Annotated in this window: 20 protein-coding genes, 3 pseudogenes and 1 riboswitch; of the genes and pseudogenes, 11 read left to right on the top strand and 12 right to left on the bottom strand. The window is 39.7% G+C overall.

The features are described 5' to 3' along the window. The first annotated feature begins 6 nt into the window (after positions 1–6). The 3 genes from BANVL01_RS14875 to BANVL01_RS14885 are packed head-to-tail and all read left to right on the top strand — an operon-like array spanning position 7 to position 3,064. Entirely contained in the window at positions 7–633 is a 627-nt protein-coding gene (locus BANVL01_RS14875) for a YesL family protein (RefSeq protein WP_066092506.1), read from the top strand. 55 nt (positions 634–688) lie between these two features. Further along, positions 689–2,131 carry a 6-phospho-beta-glucosidase gene (locus tag BANVL01_RS14880; protein WP_066092505.1) on the top strand — a complete coding sequence of 481 codons (1,443 nt, stop codon included), beginning with the start codon at positions 689–691 and terminating at the stop codon, positions 2,129–2,131. Positions 2,132–2,167: 36 nt separating this feature from the next. Continuing rightward, positions 2,168–3,064 (top strand): ROK family protein, encoded by an 897-nt coding sequence (locus BANVL01_RS14885; RefSeq protein WP_066147932.1) that lies wholly within the window; start codon positions 2,168–2,170, stop codon positions 3,062–3,064. Between the two features lie 199 nt (positions 3,065–3,263). Here BANVL01_RS14885 and BANVL01_RS14890 read toward each other — a convergent pair whose 3' ends face one another. The 4 genes from BANVL01_RS14890 to BANVL01_RS14905 all read right to left on the bottom strand — a co-directional run bounded on the left by BANVL01_RS14890 (position 3,264) and on the right by BANVL01_RS14905 (position 8,465). Further along, positions 3,264–4,424 carry a M20 metallopeptidase family protein gene (locus tag BANVL01_RS14890; protein ID WP_066092504.1) on the bottom strand — a complete coding sequence of 387 codons (1,161 nt, stop codon included), beginning with the start codon at positions 4,422–4,424 and terminating at the stop codon, positions 3,264–3,266. Positions 4,425–4,672: 248 nt separating this feature from the next. Next, positions 4,673–5,116: a flavodoxin domain-containing protein gene (locus BANVL01_RS14895; protein WP_066092501.1), complete on the bottom strand. Its 444-nt coding sequence runs from the start codon at positions 5,114–5,116 to the stop codon at positions 4,673–4,675. After that, on the bottom strand, positions 5,113–6,159 hold the full coding sequence (locus tag BANVL01_RS14900) for a ribonucleotide-diphosphate reductase subunit beta (RefSeq protein WP_066092498.1): 1,047 nt from the start codon (positions 6,157–6,159) through the stop codon (positions 5,113–5,115). Before BANVL01_RS14900 ends, BANVL01_RS14895 begins: the two co-directional genes overlap by 4 nt. A 17-nt stretch (positions 6,160–6,176) precedes the next feature. Next, positions 6,177–8,465, bottom strand: coding sequence for a ribonucleoside-diphosphate reductase subunit alpha (locus BANVL01_RS14905; RefSeq protein ID WP_066092495.1), 2,289 nt, complete (start codon positions 8,463–8,465; stop codon positions 6,177–6,179). Between the two features lie 130 nt (positions 8,466–8,595). Continuing rightward, positions 8,596–8,795: riboswitch (cobalamin riboswitch) on the bottom strand. A gap of 256 nt (positions 8,796–9,051) precedes the next feature. On the opposite strand from BANVL01_RS14905, the gene BANVL01_RS14910 reads away from it, so the two are divergent. Further along, complete coding sequence (locus BANVL01_RS14910) at positions 9,052–9,588, top strand: HupE/UreJ family protein (protein ID WP_066092492.1); 537 nt, start codon at positions 9,052–9,054, stop codon at positions 9,586–9,588. 81 nt (positions 9,589–9,669) lie between these two features. Here BANVL01_RS14910 and BANVL01_RS14915 read toward each other — a convergent pair whose 3' ends face one another. After that, a complete protein-coding gene (locus BANVL01_RS14915) occupies positions 9,670–10,314 on the bottom strand; it encodes a YcnI family copper-binding membrane protein (protein WP_066092489.1) in 645 nt (214 codons plus the stop codon). A gap of 442 nt (positions 10,315–10,756) precedes the next feature. Here BANVL01_RS14915 and BANVL01_RS14920 point away from each other — a divergent pair, with 442 nt between their 5' ends. The 4 genes from BANVL01_RS14920 to BANVL01_RS14935 all read left to right on the top strand — a co-directional run bounded on the left by BANVL01_RS14920 (position 10,757) and on the right by BANVL01_RS14935 (position 14,016). Continuing rightward, entirely contained in the window at positions 10,757–11,428 is a 672-nt protein-coding gene (locus tag BANVL01_RS14920) for a response regulator transcription factor (RefSeq protein ID WP_066092487.1), read from the top strand. 3 nt (positions 11,429–11,431) lie between these two features. Next, positions 11,432–12,838, top strand: coding sequence for a sensor histidine kinase (locus tag BANVL01_RS14925; RefSeq protein ID WP_066092485.1), 1,407 nt, complete (start codon positions 11,432–11,434; stop codon positions 12,836–12,838). A gap of 57 nt (positions 12,839–12,895) precedes the next feature. Then, complete coding sequence (locus BANVL01_RS14930; RefSeq protein ID WP_066092483.1) at positions 12,896–13,462, top strand: SCO family protein; 567 nt, start codon at positions 12,896–12,898, stop codon at positions 13,460–13,462. 128 nt (positions 13,463–13,590) lie between these two features. Further along, positions 13,591–14,016: an OsmC family protein gene (locus BANVL01_RS14935; RefSeq protein WP_066092479.1), complete on the top strand. Its 426-nt coding sequence runs from the start codon at positions 13,591–13,593 to the stop codon at positions 14,014–14,016. A gap of 162 nt (positions 14,017–14,178) precedes the next feature. Here the strand turns inward: BANVL01_RS14935 and BANVL01_RS14940 are convergent, their stop codons facing one another. Then, entirely contained in the window at positions 14,179–15,153 is a 975-nt protein-coding gene (locus BANVL01_RS14940) for an ADP-ribosylglycohydrolase family protein (RefSeq protein WP_235845585.1), read from the bottom strand. Continuing rightward, positions 15,092–15,319, bottom strand: a pseudogene (locus BANVL01_RS28285) (cupin domain-containing protein); the annotation flags it as partial. The pseudogene BANVL01_RS28285 and the gene BANVL01_RS14940, both read right to left, overlap by 62 nt. A gap of 142 nt (positions 15,320–15,461) precedes the next feature. On the opposite strand from BANVL01_RS28285, the gene BANVL01_RS14950 reads away from it, so the two are divergent. Beyond that, complete coding sequence (locus BANVL01_RS14950) at positions 15,462–16,106, top strand: alpha/beta hydrolase (protein ID WP_066092470.1); 645 nt, start codon at positions 15,462–15,464, stop codon at positions 16,104–16,106. 25 nt (positions 16,107–16,131) lie between these two features. Next, the gene (locus tag BANVL01_RS14955) at positions 16,132–16,911 is read left to right on the top strand and encodes a DODA-type extradiol aromatic ring-opening family dioxygenase (RefSeq protein WP_066092467.1); all 780 of its coding nucleotides are present in this window, start codon (positions 16,132–16,134) and stop codon (positions 16,909–16,911) included. Between the two features lie 299 nt (positions 16,912–17,210). Here BANVL01_RS14955 and BANVL01_RS28875 read toward each other — a convergent pair. The 4 genes and pseudogenes from BANVL01_RS28875 to BANVL01_RS26815 all read right to left on the bottom strand — a co-directional run. Next, a pseudogene (locus tag BANVL01_RS28875) lies at positions 17,211–17,297 on the bottom strand (YjcZ family sporulation protein); the annotation flags it as partial. Positions 17,298–17,680: 383 nt separating this feature from the next. Continuing rightward, on the bottom strand, positions 17,681–17,818 hold the full coding sequence (locus BANVL01_RS27300; protein ID WP_156482307.1) for a hypothetical protein: 138 nt from the start codon (positions 17,816–17,818) through the stop codon (positions 17,681–17,683). A 79-nt stretch (positions 17,819–17,897) separates the two neighbouring features. After that, positions 17,898–17,984 (bottom strand): YjcZ family sporulation protein, encoded by an 87-nt coding sequence (locus BANVL01_RS26810; protein ID WP_082805000.1) that lies wholly within the window; start codon positions 17,982–17,984, stop codon positions 17,898–17,900. Positions 17,985–18,061: 77 nt separating this feature from the next. After that, positions 18,062–18,175: pseudogene (locus BANVL01_RS26815) on the bottom strand (YjcZ family sporulation protein). 396 nt (positions 18,176–18,571) lie between these two features. Here BANVL01_RS26815 and BANVL01_RS14960 point away from each other — a divergent pair. Beyond that, a complete protein-coding gene (locus BANVL01_RS14960; protein ID WP_066092464.1) occupies positions 18,572–18,823 on the top strand; it encodes a hypothetical protein in 252 nt (83 codons plus the stop codon). A gap of 67 nt (positions 18,824–18,890) precedes the next feature. Here BANVL01_RS14960 and BANVL01_RS14965 read toward each other — a convergent pair whose 3' ends face one another. Beyond that, positions 18,891–19,670, bottom strand: coding sequence for a DUF2268 domain-containing putative Zn-dependent protease (locus BANVL01_RS14965; RefSeq protein ID WP_066092461.1), 780 nt, complete (start codon positions 19,668–19,670; stop codon positions 18,891–18,893). Positions 19,671–19,793: the final 123 nt, after the last annotated feature.

Genomic DNA, 19,793 nt, shown 5'->3' on the forward strand with positions numbered 1-19,793 from the left:
TGAAAAATGGCTATGGGCAGCTTATCATCGTGGTTATACAGGATGTGTGAGTGGATAACGCGGTTAGTTTATGTCAACTTATTATGGATTGGATTTAGTTTGCTGGGCCTCCTCCTTTTTGGTGTAGGACCAGCAACATCCTCCATGTTTATGATTATTCGTAAATGGGTGATAGGTCAGGAAGATGTGAAAGTTTTTTCAAGCTTTTGGAGAGCCTATAAAAAGGACTTTTGGAAAGCTAATCTGCTAACATTGTTTCTTGTAGCCGCTGGATTCTTACTATACCTAGACTATAAATTTATCGGAAATCTTGAAGGCTGGTATACAACTATTTTGTCAGGATTACTATTATTACTAACTCTATTGTATATAGTAACACTAGTTTATATTTTTCCTGTTTTTGTTTTGTTTCAACTAAGGCCGTTACAATATATAAAATATGCCATTCATTTTGGTGTCTCTTCACCACTATCAATGCTATTAATCATCAGCAGCGCATTGTTTATGTATTATCTTACTGTTAATATCCCGGCAACCTTTCCATTTTTGTCAGGAAGTGTTATTAGTATTGTCATTATGAAGCGGGCCCAAAAAACCTTTAGTAAATTAGAAGATAAGTATGTTACTTCTTAAAAAGTGCCTTGCATAAGTGTAATTCGAAGTCATAAAAAACTAAGGAGGTTACAAAATGAGTAAAACTAGTTTACCAAAAAACTTTTTATGGGGTGGTGCGGTAGCTGCCCACCAATTAGAAGGAGGATGGGATAAAGGTGGAAAAGGACCTAGTATTGTAGATGTTTTAACTGCAGGCGGAAGAGATAACCCTCGAAGAATTACGGACGGTGTGTTAGAAGGGGAAAATTACCCGAATCATGAGGCCATTGATTTTTACGGGAATTATAAAGAAGATATAGCATTATTTGCTGAAATGGGCTTTAAATCTTTCCGTACAAGTATTGCTTGGACAAGAATTTTTCCTAAAGGGGATGAAGTAGAGCCTAACGAAGAAGGGCTGCAATTTTATGATGATGTATTCGATGAACTGTTAAAGCATGGAATTGAGCCGGTTATTACGTTGAGTCACTTTGAAATGCCGTATCATTTAGCAAAAGTATACGGTGGCTTTACTAATAGAAAGGTAGTTGACTTCTTTGTAAGGTATGCTGTTGCTGTAATGGAACGATATAAAGACAAGGTTAAGTATTGGATGACTTTTAATGAAATTAACAATCAGACAAATACCTCTTCCGATATCTTTGGTTGGACTTGCTCTGGCATAAAGTATTCAGAATATGAGAATAAGGAAGAAACGATGTACCAAGTTGCCCATCACGAATTGGTTGCTAGTGCGCTTGTGGTAAAGAAAGGGAAAGAGATCAACCCTGATTTTCAAATTGGATGTATGGTCGCATTTGTTCCGTTCTACCCCTATTCTTGTAACCCTGATGATATTATGATTGCAGCAGAATCGATGCATGAAAGATTCTTTTTCCCTGATGTCCATGTAAGGGGGTATTATCCAAACTATGTGTTAAAAGAGTGGGAGCGTAAAGGCTATAAGATTGCCATGCAGCCTGAAGACAGCCAAATCCTTAAAGAAGGAACAGTAGATTTCATCGGACTAAGCTACTATATGTCTAATGCTGTTAAAGCGGATGCGAAAACGGACACTAGCAAATCGCTGGATGGTGCTTCACAACATTCCGTTCCGAATCCGTATGTAAAAGCAAGCGATTGGGGCTGGCAAATTGACCCTGCAGGATTAAGATATACCTTAGTTACGTTATATGAGAGATATGAACTGCCATTATTTATTGTAGAGAACGGTTTTGGCGCAGTAGATGTGGTGGAGGAAGACGGCAGCATTCAGGATGACTATCGAATTGAATATTTAGGTTCCCATCTCAAAGAAATGAAAAAAGCCGTTGAAATGGACGGAGTTGACTTAATAGGTTATACAGCATGGGGCTGTATTGATGTCGTTTCGTTTACAACAGGTGAAATGAAAAAGCGTTACGGCTTTATCTACGTTGATAAAAATAACGACGGAACCGGAACGTTAAAAAGAAGCAAAAAGAAATCATTTGATTGGTATAAAAATGTCATTGCTACTAACGGAGAAACGTTTTAAATGGTCCAATTTTAAAATAAGAAGGATGGTTCCGTTTTGGAAAAGAAATATATTGCTTTTGATGTTGGCGGTACTAAAGTAAAGCATTCAGTAATGTTTGAGGATGGTACGATTATTGAAAAAGGTCAATATAACACACTAACTTCAGACCTAGATCAATTTCTATCAGAAATGGTTTTCACTGTTGAAGAATACAAATACTCTCATCAAGTAAGCGGAATTGGAATTAGTATGCCAGGGTTTATAGATATTACGACTGGGTATTCTGAAACTGCAGGGAATGTAGCAGCTCTAAAAGGAAAGAATATAAAATCATTACTTGAAGAAAGAGTGGACATACCTGTAGAGGTTGAGAATGACGGAAATTGCGTGGCATTAGCTGAACTGTTGAATGGAAATGCGATCGACAGTAAGAATTTTATTTGTGTAACGATAGGAACTGGAATAGGCGGCGGAATCGTTATTGATGGGAAAATTCTTCACGGTCATTCGTTCAGAGGTGGAGAGTTCGGATTTATGATTACTGAAAGAGGAAATAAAGGAAAAGAAATTTGGCATCATAATGGAGCTACAAGTAGTTTGATAAATGATTATAAAAAATTAAAAGGAATAAATATCGAGGAGAATTTAGAAGGTCATGTTATTTTTGAGGAAGCAGTTCATGATGGACAAGTGAATCATTTGATTGAAAACTGGCTGAATCATGTTAGCTCTGGAATATTTAATTTAGCAGTGACCTTAAATCCAGAAAAGATCCTAATCGGCGGTGGTGTAAGCGCTCAAAATGAACTAATTGAGCGTATTGAGGCAAAATTAGAACAATTGGATTTCTGGAAGGATTTCAGAGTACCAATAACTATATGTAAACATAGGAATGATGCAGGAATGTTAGGTGCAGTAAAACATTTCTTAAACAGACATGAAACTAGTTAACTATATTTGCAAAAAGGGAAGTAGGCAGCAAATTCTTAGGAAGGTTATGAGTTTCGTACCTGTCGATAAGCACAACATCGACGAGACCATTATAAAGGATGGTTTCCATTCAAGGGAAGATGTTTATAAATAGGTGTCAGGCACCATGTGAAAAATTCACATGGTGCCTGACACCCTTTTTACTATATTCATAGTTGATTTATGCGTTCAATGCCAGTTGGATCATCAGTTCGATTCCAGCGGGAATGGCTGCTTCGTCGATGTCGAATTTAGGATGGTGGTGCGGGTATTGGCTTTTTTCGCTTTGCATGCCGACGTTGATGAAGGCTCCGGTCTTTTCCTTTAAATAATAGGAGAAATCCTCTGCACCCATCACTGGTTCCTTTTCCACGAAGACCTCTTCGCCAAAGGATTTTATAATGATGTCTTTAGCAACAACGCATGCCTCTGGATGATTGTACAACGGCGGCGTTCCTTCAATAAAGTGGTAGTGGCCTTTTGCGCCAAAGCTTGCACAAATCGATTCCGTTAATTGAGCAGTTTTTTTATGCATCAACTCTGCTCCATCAAACGTCATCGCCCGAATCGTGCCTTGCAGTGTAACCTTTTCGGGAATAACGTTATAGGAATTGCCCGCCTGCATCCCGCCAAACGATATCACGCCTGCATGCAGCGGGTTCAAACTTCTGCTGACAACCGATTGAAAGGCCTGAATCAGGTGGGTCGCTATGTAGATCGGGTCCACTGTTTGATGCGGATAGCCGCCGTGTCCGCCTATTCCTTCAATCGTAATGTCAAAATCATCGCTTGAGGCCATGGCATAGCCGGTGGCAAAGCCAATTTTTCCAAGAGGTATACCGGAGATATAATGAATGCCATAGATGACATCGACTCCGTCCAGTACCCCCTCTTTTACAAGCTGCTGCGCCCCGCTTGGTGATGCTTCCTCTGAGCTTTGAAAAATCAAGACGATATTATTTTTTACGAGATGTGGATTTTCACTCATCCATTTGGCAGCTGCAAGCAACGTTGCAGTATGACCATCATGGCCGCAGCCGTGCATAACGCCGGGGACGGTTGAAATATAAGGCTTGTGGTCTCCTTCTTCATGAAGCGGAAGAGCATCCATATCGGCTCTAAGCGCAATGGTTTTGTTTCCTTCCGTTCCTTTAAAAAAGGCAACCACATTTGGTGCTGAAAATCTGGAATCTATCGGAATACCAAATTCAGTTAACTTCTCTTTAACATGAGCAGCTGTCTTATATTCTTGTCCTGATAGCTCAGGGTGCATATGAAAATGTCGGCGCTGCTGAATGGTCCAGGCGACGAGCTCTGAATCTATTAATTTTGTCTGTAACATGATTGCTCCTCCAAATGGCTATTTTTCTAAAAATAGCAGTGAATTTTTATGCAATAATTGTAATTTATATTCAGTGGAAATGCAACTAAAAAACAACTAGTAAGAAGTGTCAACCACTAATTGAACAGATCCATCCGTAATGGCCACGAAGAGGGAGATGCCTGACATTTATTGAAGAGCCAACATGCAGATCAGAACGCGAATATTGGTGCTAGATATTACTGTTTTCAAATTTTCACCATATGATGTCAGGTGCCAATTTCAAATTTATTCCAAAAAATATCCGTGAATCTCCGGCAGCGTTCATGGTCTTTTGTTTGGAGGGCGATTTCAATCTTCAGTGTGACAGCCAAGTTGCTTTGAACATAGAGCATATCTCGAAAGGCATCGACCGCGCCGCAAAACTGAGGGTAAAAGCAATCACCGGTGCCCATTACCGCCGTTACCGTTCTATGACACTCCTGGGTTTCAAAAGCTCGATACAACGCCATCATTTCTCCAGGGATTTCCCCATGCCCCCATGTATAGGTTCCAACAATGACCCCATCAAATGTGGGTAAATCTTGCAAAGGGAATTGTTCAACCCGAAACAGACGGACCTCTATTTTTTTCTCAAAAAATAAATCCCTTATGAAAAGAACTAGTTCTTCTGTATTGCCCGTTTTTGAGGTATACACGATTGCGAGCTTCATAGTTCATCGAAGCCATTCGATTGCGTTACCTTCGCATAGGACCGTGATTTTTGTTCAAAGAAATCCGATTTAGTTCCGTTCATCATGTCATCGCTGAACACATGAATCCATGGCATCGGATTGGTTCGCTCCTCATAAAGATTCGCTAAGCCAAGCTGGCGCAACCGTTTATTAGCCAGGTATTCCGTGTAATCATCGTACTCATCCAAATCAATTCCCGTAATATCTTTAAGGATGAAAGTGGCCCACTCTTTTTCCAGCTCGACGGCTTGTCCAATGGTTTTATAGACATAGTCGATATTTTCCTGATGATTCAATTCTGGATTTTCTGTTAACAGAATCCGGATAAACTGGGCGATGAAATATGCGTGCTGCATCTCATCCCGCTGGATGTAGCTGATCATCGTACTCGTTTTCAGCATTTTTTGCTGACGGGCAAGGTGATAGAAAAAGGCAAATCCCGCATAAAAATAAATCCCCTCGAGATTGATCGAATTGACCGCTAGTTGAAATAAATGCTGTGGTGTCGGATTCTCGCGAAAGCTTTCATAAGCCTGCAAAATCAACTGGTTCCGTTTTTGCACGATGGGGTCACTTTTCGCTTGATTGAACCGGGCCTTTTGCTCGCTTAAAGGGACAAGTGAGCTAAGGATGTAAGAATAGGATTCATTATGAACCGCTTCCTGCTGAGCAATGACGGCAAAAATCGCCTTAAAGCTGGAATCGGTCACATAATCCATCACTTGAGTCATCGTTGGTGTTTGCAGACTATCTAACGAGGCCAGCTGGGTATTGATCCTTAGAAAGACATCTTTCTCGGCCGCACTAAGCAGATCCCATTGTTTAATATCATCCTGCATATTAATTTCCTGTGCCTTCCAAAAATTCCCCAATAAGGTTTGATACAAATCGTACATCTTCGGGTAGGCGATGTCATTCCAGTTCAGCAGGCCGGAAGATTCACCGTTAATGATCCCGGTTGATTTATTAGGAAACTCGGGGTTCAACAATTTTATTTTTGCTAATGGTGCATGAATATCCATCTGAAAAACCCTCCTATTTAGCTTTGGCACGCTTCACATTCTGCTATCTCTGCTTGTGAGGTACTTCGAACGTAGTACGTTGTTTTTAGCCCATGCTTCCAAGCTTCCAAATGCAGGTTTAGTAATTCTTTGGCTTTAATATCATGACGAACATAAAGGTTGAAGCTGATCCCTTGGTCGATGTGGCGCTGGCGGGCGGCGTTTTGTTTAATGCTCCATACTTGATCTAATTCATGTCTTGCCCGGCGATAATATAGGTATGTTTTATGATTCAAGTCCGGTGCTGTGACTTTAAATTTAAAATTCTTCTTCTCTTCGGCATATTCAACGGAATAGATTGGGTCGATCCCATCTGTGGAGCCGCCGATTTTGGCGGTTGATGAGTTAGGAGCCACGGCCATTAACCAACCGTTGCGGATTCCATGTTCATTGATCTCCTCCCGTAACTCCATCCATCTTTCCGAACGATAATTTTTACGCTCAAAATAGGCCCCCGTTTGCCACTCAGATCCTTGAAACTCCCGATAGGCGCCTTTTTCGATTGCCAATTCCTTAGAGGAGCGGATTGTATAGTAGGCAATGTCCTCATACAGTTGGTCAGCAAATTCCACCGCGGCCTCTGACTCCCAGTGAATGCCTTCAAGGGCAAGCAGATGATGCCATCCGAACGTTCCGAGACCAATGGCTCTGAACTTTTGATTTGTAATCTGAGCCTGTCCAACCGAGATCGTATTTAATTCAATCACATTATCCAACATTCTCACTTGAATGCCGATCAAACGCTCGAGAACATTGGCCGGTACCGCTTTTGCCAGATTGATAGAAGACAAATTACAAACCACGAAATCACCGGGCTTCCGGACGATGACGATATTGCCGTCTTCATCCTGATATTCGTTTACAATCGTTGTCGCCGACATGTTTTGTGCAATTTCCGTGCATAGGTTGCTGCAATAAATCGAAGTGCGGCCCGCTCCTGCCAGGTGCTTATTAGGATTTTGTCTGTTTACTTCGTCACGGTAGAACATGTAAGGGGTACCCGTTTCCAACTGGGACACCATAATCCGAGCCATAATATCCATCGCCCGGTACGATTTCCTTGGCAGCAGCGGATGATTCACAGCCTCTTCGTATTTTTCAGCAAAAAAGTGACGGTCGGTTTCATCATAAAAATCTTCTAGTCCGAGCGGATTCCCGTTTTCATCCTTCCAGCCCATATAATGCTTCACTTGATGGGGACAAAAGGTATGCCACTCGCCGATACTCCTGCCGTTCTCATCTGTTTCCTGCAGTTTTTTCATAAAATGATCGGGTATGGACACACCGGTAAAAATATCATGGGCTTTACGGCGCTCATCACCATTATTCGTTTTCAAATCAAGAAAGCCGTTCATAACATCTTTATGGAAGACATCCAAGTACACAGCAATCGCGCCTTGGCGCTGGCCAAGCTGGTCGACGCTCACTGCAGTATTATTGACCAGCTTGATCCACGGAACAACCCCTGAAGAGTTGCCTTTGAATTTTTTAATATCAGAGCCAAGGGCACGGACTTTTCCAAAATAGAGACCAATGCCGCCCCCATCCTTACTCAACCTCGCCGTATCCCAATTATTTAAATAAATACCGTCAAGGGAATCGTCAACGGTATCAATGAAACAAGAGGATAGCTGGCCGAATCTTTTGCCGGCGTTCGCAAGTGTTGGCGTCGCAACGGTCATATAGAGATGACTTAGGGCCCAATATGCTTCTTTTACAAGCTTGAGGCGGTGAGCCGAGTGTTCATGCTGCATGATTGTCATCGCGATAATCATAAAGCGCTCTTGCGGCAGTTCATAGACATTTCGGTCATGGTCTTGAGCGAGATAGCGATCAGCTAGTAAAAATAATCCGATGTAAGTAAATAAGGAATCACGCTCCGGGACGATCGCTTTTGCTAGTTCATCGATTTCCTTTTTTGAGTAGGAGCTTAGAAGATTGCTAGAATAAATGCCGATTTCGGTTAATTGTTTGATTAGGAGGTGAAAATCTCCGTACTTTGCCCATCGGTCATATCCGCGGTTCCCGGCCGCCTTTCGATACAATTCATTCAGAAATAAACCGGCGGAGACAAACGTCCAATCGGGTTGATCCATGGCAATCTGATTGACGGCGTAGAGCAGCGCTTGCTGGTTGGCCTCTGCCTCTGGCACTCTCAGCTCGGCTAGTTGTTTTGTCAGCCGTGTCGGGTCGATCTGATATTTCTTGGCAGCATGATGGATTGATTCTAGTACGTAATGAAGTTCATTGATTGAGTTTGTAGTCATCGTCATATCCCCTTTAACAAAAAAATCCGCTCAAGGGATTTGAGCGGATGAAACGGATCACTAAACAAAAGGAAAAAAAGACATCCTGCCTTTTGCTGCCACCGTTCATCTCCTCAATCCCCGAAGAAGTGAAACTACTTAAGAAAGATAGGTCTCCTGACTTATGCGTCATTCTACTTTGAACCCTTCCCATATAAGCGTCTATTTTCATAAACTCTCTCATACAGTGGTTTGCTCATTTCGTCAGCAATTACAGTTGCGGGGGCAGTTCCGGATTCTCACCGGATTCCCTATTAAGCCGCTAGCGGCATCTGTTCCTAAGGAAAATACAATATATAGTTTTAATTTCGAAAAAATAAACAATATGTAGATGTTTAAGTTAAAATCAATGATAGTATATATAGTTTTATCTTTCAAGTATTTTTTACGAGTCACCATCAAATACGGGATAACAAATACATCCATGAAAGCAAGAAATTTTTTTGTGTATCTTTAAAAACTATTTATAAAGAGATTACAAAATTAAAAATATTTTGTGGTATTATAGACATTGTTCGACATAATGTGACGAAAAAGGGGATGTATCATGCTATCATTTTTCCAGTTAGGTATGAACCATATTTTATCCGGATATGATCACCTACTATTTTTATTCTCTCTGTTAATCGCTAGGCAAACGTTTAAACAATATGCTGCGGTCATTACTTCTTTTACGATTGCACACTGTTTGACATTGACATTAACCGTTCTCAACATCATCAACATCTCTCCAAGCATCGTGGAACCAGCTATTGCCTTAAGCATTTGCTATGTTGCGATAGAAAATATTGTCCGTAAAGAAGTGAGAAGCCGCTGGATCATCACCTTTGTATTTGGGTTAATTCATGGTATGGGTTTTGCTGACCTATTAAAAGGAATGGATTTACCAGCAAAAAACTTAGCCATTGATATATTCAGCTTTAATTTAGGAATCGAATTTATTCAGCTTGCCATTGTTTGCGTCATGTTACCACTGCTATACTTTGTTCGACGTTGGAAATATTCTACTCGAGCAGTAAACGTTTGTTCCGCCGTAGCATTCCTACTTGGTGGTATCTGGTTAACGGAACGACTATTTTTCTAGATATATTAAAATAAACAAAGCCTTGATTCTCCATAAGAAGATCAAGGCTTTGTTTATATCTAAGTCGATTGGGATGATTCGTTATTTTTTACGGATTACGAGGATAACCGCTACTAAAGATAATAAAACAGAAATGACCGATAAAATTAATGGTAGTGAATCAGTTGTTTCAGATGTGGTTTTCGTTTCTTCTGTCTTCGTTTTTTCATCTTGCTGGGTAGCGCTGTGTGAATCATGGTGATCTGTCGACGTACCTGCAACGATGTCCGTGATGGAATGAGGTGTATCTGCACCTTCGTCACCAGTCCATTCCACTACGCTGCCGTCTTTATAGTATTGAAAAGCATCCCAAGTTGCTTTCGTAGCATGATCAGGGTTTTTGGCCACAAAGATAAATGATTGGAATTGGCCGGGCAGGATGCCTTCACCAGTTGCCTCAAATGTAAATGTTGTGACTTTTCCAGCCGCGTCCTTTTCCTCGCTATACTTCCAGCCTGGTACAGGTTGATAGGACATAATTTCTACCCCCGCTGGTGCTTTCATGGTGAGTTTTGTTGTTGGAATTTCTTTTTCAACTGGGACTTTTACGGTATACGTTTCCCAAGCGCCTGTCGTTGAAGTTTTAGGTGCTACGGTCACATGTGCACTAGCGATACTACCAAACAAAAACAGCCCTAAGCATGTTGGTAAAAAGACCTTTAACATTTTCTTTAATGGATTTCTCATTTCATATTCTCCTCTTAGTAAAATTAATAGCCTACTAGATGGTTGTCCTCTATTCTCTAGCTATCTTTTATCATAAAGCGCATTTGTGAAATAAAAATGAAGTTTTTTATATTTTTTGCTTTGTAATAGGTGAATGTTGATTTCCGTTCCAGGCGCGAGCGGTTCGCGGGGCGGGCGGTGAGTCTCCTCGGCGAATTGCGCGCCTGCGGGGTCTCACCTGTCCCGCTGCTCCCGCAGGAGTCTCGCTGTATCTACGTCCAATCAACATTATGATCAAAATCAACAATGTGCTTTAACACAGCCTTTATTAAACAGACTTCTCTTGTTATTTCGAAAATCCCTGACATTTCCATAGTTAATTCATTCAATAAAACTTCACAAATTATTGGTAAGCTAGGTATGATACTTATATTACCAACTAAAAAGTGAGGAATTATCTTGGATGGATATTACGATTATGATCGTAGATGATGAAGAACAGATGAGAGTATTAGTGAAAACATTTTTACAAAATGAAGGATATTCCGTTGTACAGGCAGCTAACGGAATAGAAGCTCTTTCAAAAATCCATAAAATAGCGCCGGATCTAATCCTTGTTGATATCATGATGCCATACATGGACGGTTTTACTTTTGCGGAAGAAATGAAAAAAATTAAAGATATTCCCCTTATTTTCTTATCGGCTAAAGGAGAGGAATGGGATAAGGTGTATGGGTTACGAATTGGAGGCGATGACTATATCGTCAAACCGTTTCATCCTGATGAACTTCTGGCGAGAATAGAATCGGTATTAAGGAGAGCAAAGATTGCCTCGCTGCCAGCGACTCGATTCATGTTTGGCCCGCTTATTCTAGATATTGACTCCCATACAGCCATGCTTGATGGCCAATCCCTGTCTTTAACGCTAAAAGAGTATGAGCTGCTTCATTTACTGGCTAAAAATAAAGGAAAATTGTTTTCAAGAGAACAACTGTTACATTCGATTTGGGGCTATGGATACACGGGCAGTGAACGGACGGTAGATACACATATTAAGACATTGCGCTTAAAATTAAAAGGTTATAGCAGTCTTATTCAGACCATTTGGGGTAAAGGCTATAAATTTGAGGTGTAAAGAGTGAAGACATTGAAGTTTACTCTCAGTCAGAAAGTATTTGTCCTAATTATAGCGATTATTGCCTGCACGATTTTATTTTCCTTTCTCTTCCTTCATTTTCTTTACAAAGAGTTATACTTAAAAAGCATCCGTGATTCGGTGATTTATCAAGGAGAAAATACCGCCTCCCATTTTCATTATGGGTCATTAAATGATGAGATCATTGATAAAATCCATTGGTTTAACGTTGTTTCTGAATATGAAGTGATTGTCGTTAGTAATTTTGAAGAGCTTGATGATCATTTTCCTTATAACATTGACGGTGAACACGTGATCAAACAAAGTGACCAGAAAAAATTAGCACAGGGAAACTATATTATAAAAGAAGGTCATGTAAAAGAAATGGACCGAAATATTGTCGGGGCAGTGTTTCCGATTCAGAGTGATAAAGGGCTGATTGGGTTGATATTTATCTATGTCCCGCTAGCGGCCATGCAAGAAGTCTTTCAAGGGAGTATTCCCATCCTCATTCTTGTAGGCAGTGTTTATTTCCTATTGTTGTTTATTGTCGTGAATCGAATTCGCTATTCCCTATTCAAGCCATTAACGGACATTCAACAACTGTCTAAAGAGGTAGCAAACGGAAATTACTCAAATCGGCTCGACCCAGCTAAAATGGATGAAGTCGGTCAACTTGCGGAAGCCTTCAATTTAATGAGTTCATCTTTGGAAAAACAAGAAGAACGGAAAAAAGAGTTCATTTCAAATGTTGTTCATGAACTAAGGACCCCATTAACGTATATTGGTGGTTATACACAAGCACTGAAACAAAATTTATATTCTTCTAAAGAGGAAGCTGACAGTTATTTAACGACAATTGAAAAAGAAACGGAGCGATTAAACAAAATTGTTCATGACTTGATAGATTTGAATTATTTGCAAGAAAATCTGTATGAAGTCGAAGAGGAACCCATTGCGATTGCGCAGCTTCTCTATGACACGATCGACCTGTTTCAGATACGCTTGACACAAAAAAATATTCAAACCCAAATGAACATTCAAGAGGACATTATTATTAGTGGTGATACGAAGCGAATGGAGCAAGTATTTTATAATATTATTGATAACGCGGTAAAATATTCGCCGCCTGAAAGTGAAGTAAAGGTAGAGTTACGAAAAGAAGCTGGAATGATGGTATTTCGTGTTACCAATAACGGGAATATCATTAATAAAGAAGATATCCCGCGAATCGGAGAACGTTTTTTTCGAACAGACAAGGCACGTAGCCGATCTACCGGCGGATCTGGATTAGGGATTTCGATCGTGAAGCAAATTGTTAGCTTGCATCAGGGTGCTTTTTCGATAACAAGCGATCCTTTGGTGGGGACGGTCGTTATGATCCAGATTCCCGCTTTCTATGAAGAATAGCTCGGCAATTCAAGGGTGTGTCGAAACGGACAAACCTCCCAAGGAGAAACAAGCATTATGAGAAAAATATGTCTACTTATCCTCCCGCTATCGTTCATCTTGTTAACAGCATGCGGAATGAACAAAGATATACCTTATCAAATCAAACCATTTACATTTACAGATCAAAACGAGCAGCCATTTGGCTCGCAAAACCTAGAGGGGAAAATCTGGATCGCTGACTTCGTATTTACGAATTGCGAAACTGTCTGTCCCCCGATGACAGCAAATATGGCGGCCCTTCGTGATGCCATCAAAAAAGAAAAACTTCCCGTTGAATTTGTCTCGTTCAGTGTTGATCCAACGGTGGATATGCCCGATAAATTAAAAGGGTATATGGAAAAATTTACGGAAGATGAAGCAAACTGGCATATGCTGACTGGGTATGGGCAAAAGGAAATCGAAACATTTGCACTTGAAGAATTTCATACACTGATCCAAAAACCGAACTCTTCCAATCAGGTGATTCATTCAACTCGTTATTATCTAATCGATCAAAATGGGAAGATTGTGAACCAGTATGGCTTTCAGAAATCTCATTTTCCAGAGATGATCACTGATATAAAGAAAATCGCAAAGCGCTAATTGTGCCCAAGAACCCACATTTTTCTAATTACGGTCATTAAGTGATACCAAGTGTCAGGTACCATCCAGGTAATTGGAAATAAGGAATGCTCAGATTGGTTAGAATAAAACGGGAAAGGGGTATGAATATGGATATTACAATTAACTGGAAAGGGAAAATGGCATTTTCAGGGGTAACTCCCTCCGGGCATGAATTTAACATGGATGCCGATCCTGAAGTCGGGGGAGAGAACACAGGCGCCAGGCCGACAGAATTACTTTTGCAGGCAGTTGCGGGTTGTACAGGAATGGATATTATGTCAATCTTGCATAAAATGCGCCTTTCGCCTTCTGCCTTCCAAATGGATGTGAAAGGCGAACGAGCCGCAGACCATCCTAAAAGATTCACAACCATAAACATTCATTATGCGTTTGATGGAGAATTGCCGGAAGACAAGATCATCCGAGCCATTCAATTATCAAAAGACAAATATTGTTCCGTCTCCCATTCCTTAAATTCGGAAATAACCGTAAGCTACTCCATCAATGGTGTTAAAGGAGAAAAAGACATATAACTTTTTAAAAATAAATGCCTTTTTACGGGAACTTAGTGTCAACCAAGAACCTGATTTTTCTCTATTTACGATCATTAAGTTACCCTCTAAATGACGAACAATCCGCTCGGGGTAACCGAGCGGAAGTCACGACAGCACTTTCTTAAACCAAGCATATAATAATCAACCGTTTAAATGTACCTCATAAAGTTTTTTCGCCGTTTTTTCAATGAAATCCAATTGCGCCAATTGATTCCGCCAATTTTCCGGAATGGCGGAAACGCCGTAGAATGCTCCGGCAAGCTGCCCATAAATAGCACCGGTTGTATCTGAATCATCGCCCAGATTCACCACTTTTAGTAAGCCTTCTTTAAAATTATCCGACATATAATAGGCCCACAGGGCTGCTTCCAATGAGTGGACCACGTAGCCACTCCCATTAATTTGCGGCGGCTGCTTCTGTTTGAACGAACCTTCCGCCACTACTTTTATATTCTGACTTAAAGGCCGGCCGATTTTTCCTTCAATCAAACGAACATATTCAGTTGAAAGAAGATAGTCCTTTGAATCCCCGTTAGCGGCACCTGCAATGAGTGCGCCGAAGTAATAGCAGGCATCGATTGTTTCTTCAGCTTGATGTGTGGTCCTGGAACTTTCACCGGAAAAATAAATCGCTTTTTCCAGGTCATTCGACCAAAATAGAGGAACGGGTGAAAGCCTCATGATGGAGCCATTTCCTGCTCTGAATGGATCAGTTGAACCGCTGAATGGTTCCCCTGTCTTCTGGTAACGCAGAAGAGCTTCTCTTGTGGCGATTCCAATATCGAAACATTCGCCAATACTGCTCAGATAGCCCTCTTGGTACCAGCGAATATAGCGCTGCATTTGATCCTCGGCATTAAAACCGTTACTTTCGATGATGCTTTCGGCCAAGCATAAAGCCATGGAGGTATCATCCGTCCATTCCCCGGGCTTCAGCTGAAAAGGCCCGCCGCCAATCATATCAGTTACAGGGGCAAATGTACCGGGCGGGGAAAATTCAACAGCGGCACCGACACAATCTCCAACCGCTAAACCGATAAGACTTCCGACAAATCTATCTCTTCTTAACAATTTCATCGCTCCCTTCCCTACAGCAATTCGACAGAGACGTTCCATTTCCTGCAACTGGGACAAGGATCCTGCCCCTACGTCCCACTGCAATTGATGCAGGGACACTTGCGCACCAACTGAACGTATCTCCTTCCTCAAATATAAATGAGTCTTCGCCTTGTTCCGCAAGAATTTTCCCCTTAAGGACTAAATGGCATTCTTCACCTTTATGATTGCTTTTGGTATCTTTATATAGAAAACAAATATTCATATGAGAAAACATATACTATTTCTTGTTTCTAAATATGAAATATTTGTTTAAATAAATTTTTTCTGTTTAAAATACATTTGTTGAATACAAGGAGGATACCAGAATGGAAACCCAAATGATTTATGAACTGCGCCGCCCAAAGAATGTGATTCCAGGGAAGAAGTATCCTGCATTGTTTGTCATGCATGGGATTGGCAGTAATGAACACAACATGCTTTCATTGGTTGATGGGTTAGAGGATTTCTTTTATATATTTAGTGTAAGGGGACATCTATCCCAAGGGCCCGGGTACGCTTACTTTACTATCGAGGGTTACGGCAAACCACATCGAGAAGTATTTGATGAAGGGATCGATAAATTAACACACTTCATTGATTATGCATCTAAAACGTATCCACTTGATTCAAACCAATTATACTTATTAGGTTTCAGTCAGGGAGCAATTGTTTCTATGACTTTAGCGTTAACACTTGATAACAAAATAAAAGGTGTTGTCGCATTAAGCGGATATATCCCTCTATTTGTAAAAGAAGAATACACTATTAATCCTGGTAAAAATTTATCTGTTTTTATCTCACATGGGGAATTCGATCAGGTTCTGCCATTTGAATGGGGTAAGGAAAATGTAGAATATTTCACTAAGTTAGGTATTCCTGTAACGTTTAATACGTATTCTGAAGGACACACAGTAAGTGAAAAAAATCTACAAGATTTTCAAACATGGCTATTAAATGATATACAAAAATAAATAATAACAAAGGGGGGAAATGAAGATGATACCATCATTATTTGTAGCTCATGGTTCACCATTGCTTGCAATCGAGAATAATGAGTACACAAAATTTTTAACTCAATTGGGGCAAAATATGCCTCGGCCTAAAGCGGTTATTTTATTTTCAGCTCATTGGGAATCTAACGTCCAAAAGGTTAGCGATGTTGACCAATATAGCACGATCTATGATTTCGGCGGGTTTGATGAAGCTCTCTACAAAATTCAATACCCTGCTCATGGTAATCAACAAATTGCCAAAGAAATAGAGGGATTATTTACTGAGAGTGGAGTACCCTTTGAATTTGATACACAACGTGGTTTGGATCATGGGGCTTGGATTGTTCTCCGCTTACTTTATCCAAATGCAGATATCCCAGTCATCTCCATGTCCGTCAATTCTAGACTTACCCCAGAAGAGCAATATAAAATTGGGAAGACTTTGTCAGCATTACGAGCTCAGGACATTTTAGTCATTGCCAGTGGAGGTACAGTGCATAACCTCAGAGCAGTAAAGTGGAATGATAATGGACAGGTTGATCAATGGGCACTAGAATTTGAAGATTGGTTAGCATATCATTTGGAGAAATGGGATCTAACAACACTTTTTAAATATGATTCTTTGGCTCCAAATGCAGAAATTGCTGTACCTCCCTATGGATCAGAACACTTTATCCCTATTTTTTATGCGATGGGAGCAGCAGACGATAGCCGCAATGCTACATTACTTCACCGCAGTTTTCGATATGGCAATCTTAGTCACAGCGTATGGCAGTTTGGATAATGTTCCGGAAATGATAAAAATCGAGTCATAAAAATGTAAAACGTATTAGCTGGAATACTACCATATAATCAACTGGAACAAGAATTATTAACAAAACGTAATTGGTTCGACCTAAAAAGTTGTAAAAAGATTGTTTAACCAAACCGGCAGGCCTTAGTGGAGGGTACAAAAAAAGCTACGTTTTTTGAAGATATTAATTAGCTAACATCAAAAAAGACGACTCAAAATCATATTCCTGAATTTTAGAGTCGTCTTTTTTATTAATTGTCTTTCTAAACTGCACCTGTATTCTGTACAATTTAGAAGCGCATGAAAGATGTTCCTACGATAATCAGTAGAATGAATAATACAACGATTAATACAAAAGTACTGCCGCCGCCATAGCCGCCACCGTAGCCGTAACCTCCGTCATAACCATATGATCCCCAACACATATTTTTTCACCGCCTATAGGAATATTAGAGGAAAAACACTCTTCTATGTATATATATTTCATTATGTAAGGGTTGATTGGACAATCTTCATAGTTCAGGAGAAATATCATCAAACTGATTAAAAAATTACTAAAAAAAAAAAGAAGCATCTGCAACAAATGCAAACGCTTCTTCGGAGGATACTATTTGTGGTGTTGATATCGGTGGTAGTAATAACATATGCAATGGAACTAAAAAGGATTGGACAAGTGACAGATTAGGATGTTTTCTTTTATCTGTCTACTATAAAGGGATCCTATCACTCATGGAAACCCGTGTTTAAATCATTTGCTTACTTAGAATCCGCGTCGTCTTCTTTCGAATTCAAACCGTCTTCTTCTCTCAAATTCAATTTCAAAGGGGAAAAACCGTCTTCTTCTAAAGCCGTCACGAAAAAATACGTCTCTTCGACCAAATCCTCTAAATCCAAACATTTTATTCATCCTCCCTTCATTGCAGATGTTTATATTCAATAGGACTGATTAACTCAACCTGCCCTTAGTTTTATACAATTCAGTAGCCCATAAAAGCAGTTCCTACAATAATTAGTAGAATGAACAATACAACGATTAACGCAAAACCCATTCCCATTCCATCCATGAATAACACCTCCAGCAATTATTTAATTAAACGTACTACTCAATGGCAAAAATCATACCGTTAGGTTTAATAACGACCTAACAGAAGCTGGAAAGTACGATAATTAACAAAATGAATAATACAACGATTAATACAAAAGTACTGCCACCGCCCTAGCCGTAACCTCCCTCGTAACCATATGCATAACCCATATCTTTCACCACCTATTGAGAAATTAGAGGGAAAACAATTTACCCTATATTTATATTTCATAGGACGAGGGTTGATTGGACATACATCCTAAGTGAAGGGAAATATTCGTGAACTGTTTTGAAACCTTCTAAAAATGAAAAGAAGCATCTGCAATAAATGCATACGCTTCTTCGGAGGAAAAAATATTTGGAACTGGTTCGGAGGTAGTAATATCATATGCAATCGAACGAAAAAGGAATGGACAAGTGCTGATTTTAAAAAGTTTTGCAGATGGGCTTTATAGAAAGACAGATAGATTTAATATTTCCACTAATCCCCTATTATACTTGTCCATAACGATATTTAATTATATACATATAATGTCATATGTTTCATTAGAAATTGGGGGTGAAAAAATGTCGGTTGGACATTATTATGGAATGTGTCATAGACACATAGGCAGAGCGGTTGAAATCAGAACCCATGACGGAAGAATTCATAGGGGAATCATACATCGTGTCTCCAGAGACAGAGTTTTTCTTCAACCACTGGGACGTCCTAGAAACCTAGGCGGTTTTGGTTATGGAGGCTGGGGCTGGGGCTTTGGCGCTGGTATCGCGTTAGGTTTTATTGCTTCATTTGCAGTACTTTCTTTCTTCTTTTGGTAGCGAATTTGATGATCCATTAAAAACAGACGAGAATTTTTTTCGTCTGTTTATTTTCCGTTTTATAGTACTATCTTATTATTTGAGCAATATAATCTGGGTTGATATTTAGGAGATCCTTACTTGTTTTGTTAGTTGCTTCAATATAATTTTTAACCAAATAATATCCAACACTGTACCCTGCCATTTTCGGATAGAAACGTAATCCATACAATATGTTTTGATGTGTAATATCACTTTTTAGAATATTTCTATTTGGGAACACTATGTTATTCCACATTTTCTTTAGTTCTTCATTGGAATAATAGGATGTCCACGCAGCTAAAAATTCTTCACCCATTCTTTCACGTACTGCATTTTCAGCTAATCCTTCCAAAATGATTGTATCCAACAATACATAATCATCTTCGTCTTTTTGATACTTGGATAACCGACAAACATGGTTATACTCATGTGTAAACAATGCCCTTATTTCATTTCCTAAGTTATCTTCTGAAATAAATAAAAGTAGTTTATCTTTGAAGGCCAAACCTGATTTTCCGTTGAAATCCTGTTTTAATTTTCGGTTGTGTATATCTGATGGAAAAATAAAGATAGGGATATTTGGCCCTTCCCACGCTTTTTGAAGTCGCAGGTTTTCCTCTTGTACTATCTCCCATACTTTATTCTTTTGTAACTTTCTCACTACCTCGTTTCCGTTCCTGAGAGGATAATACATTCCATATTGAGTTAAGTAATCGTAGATTTCGGAAGCCGAAGCATCCCCAAAGTGTACTATTAACTTTTCACATATTTCAATTGGTTTATGATATGAATCGTGTAACCACTGATCTGTTCTAATCACTCCCATATCAGCACCCCTAACTACATAGTTCATTAAAAATACATTATGCACTTAGCATATAAACGTTCCGAACCCTTTTTCTTTAATCAAAAAAGACGACTTAAATTCATATTCCTGAATTTTTAGAGT

This window comes from Neobacillus novalis NBRC 102450, assembly GCF_001591805.1.
GTDB lineage: Bacteria > Bacillota > Bacilli > Bacillales > Cytobacillaceae > Neobacillus > Neobacillus novalis.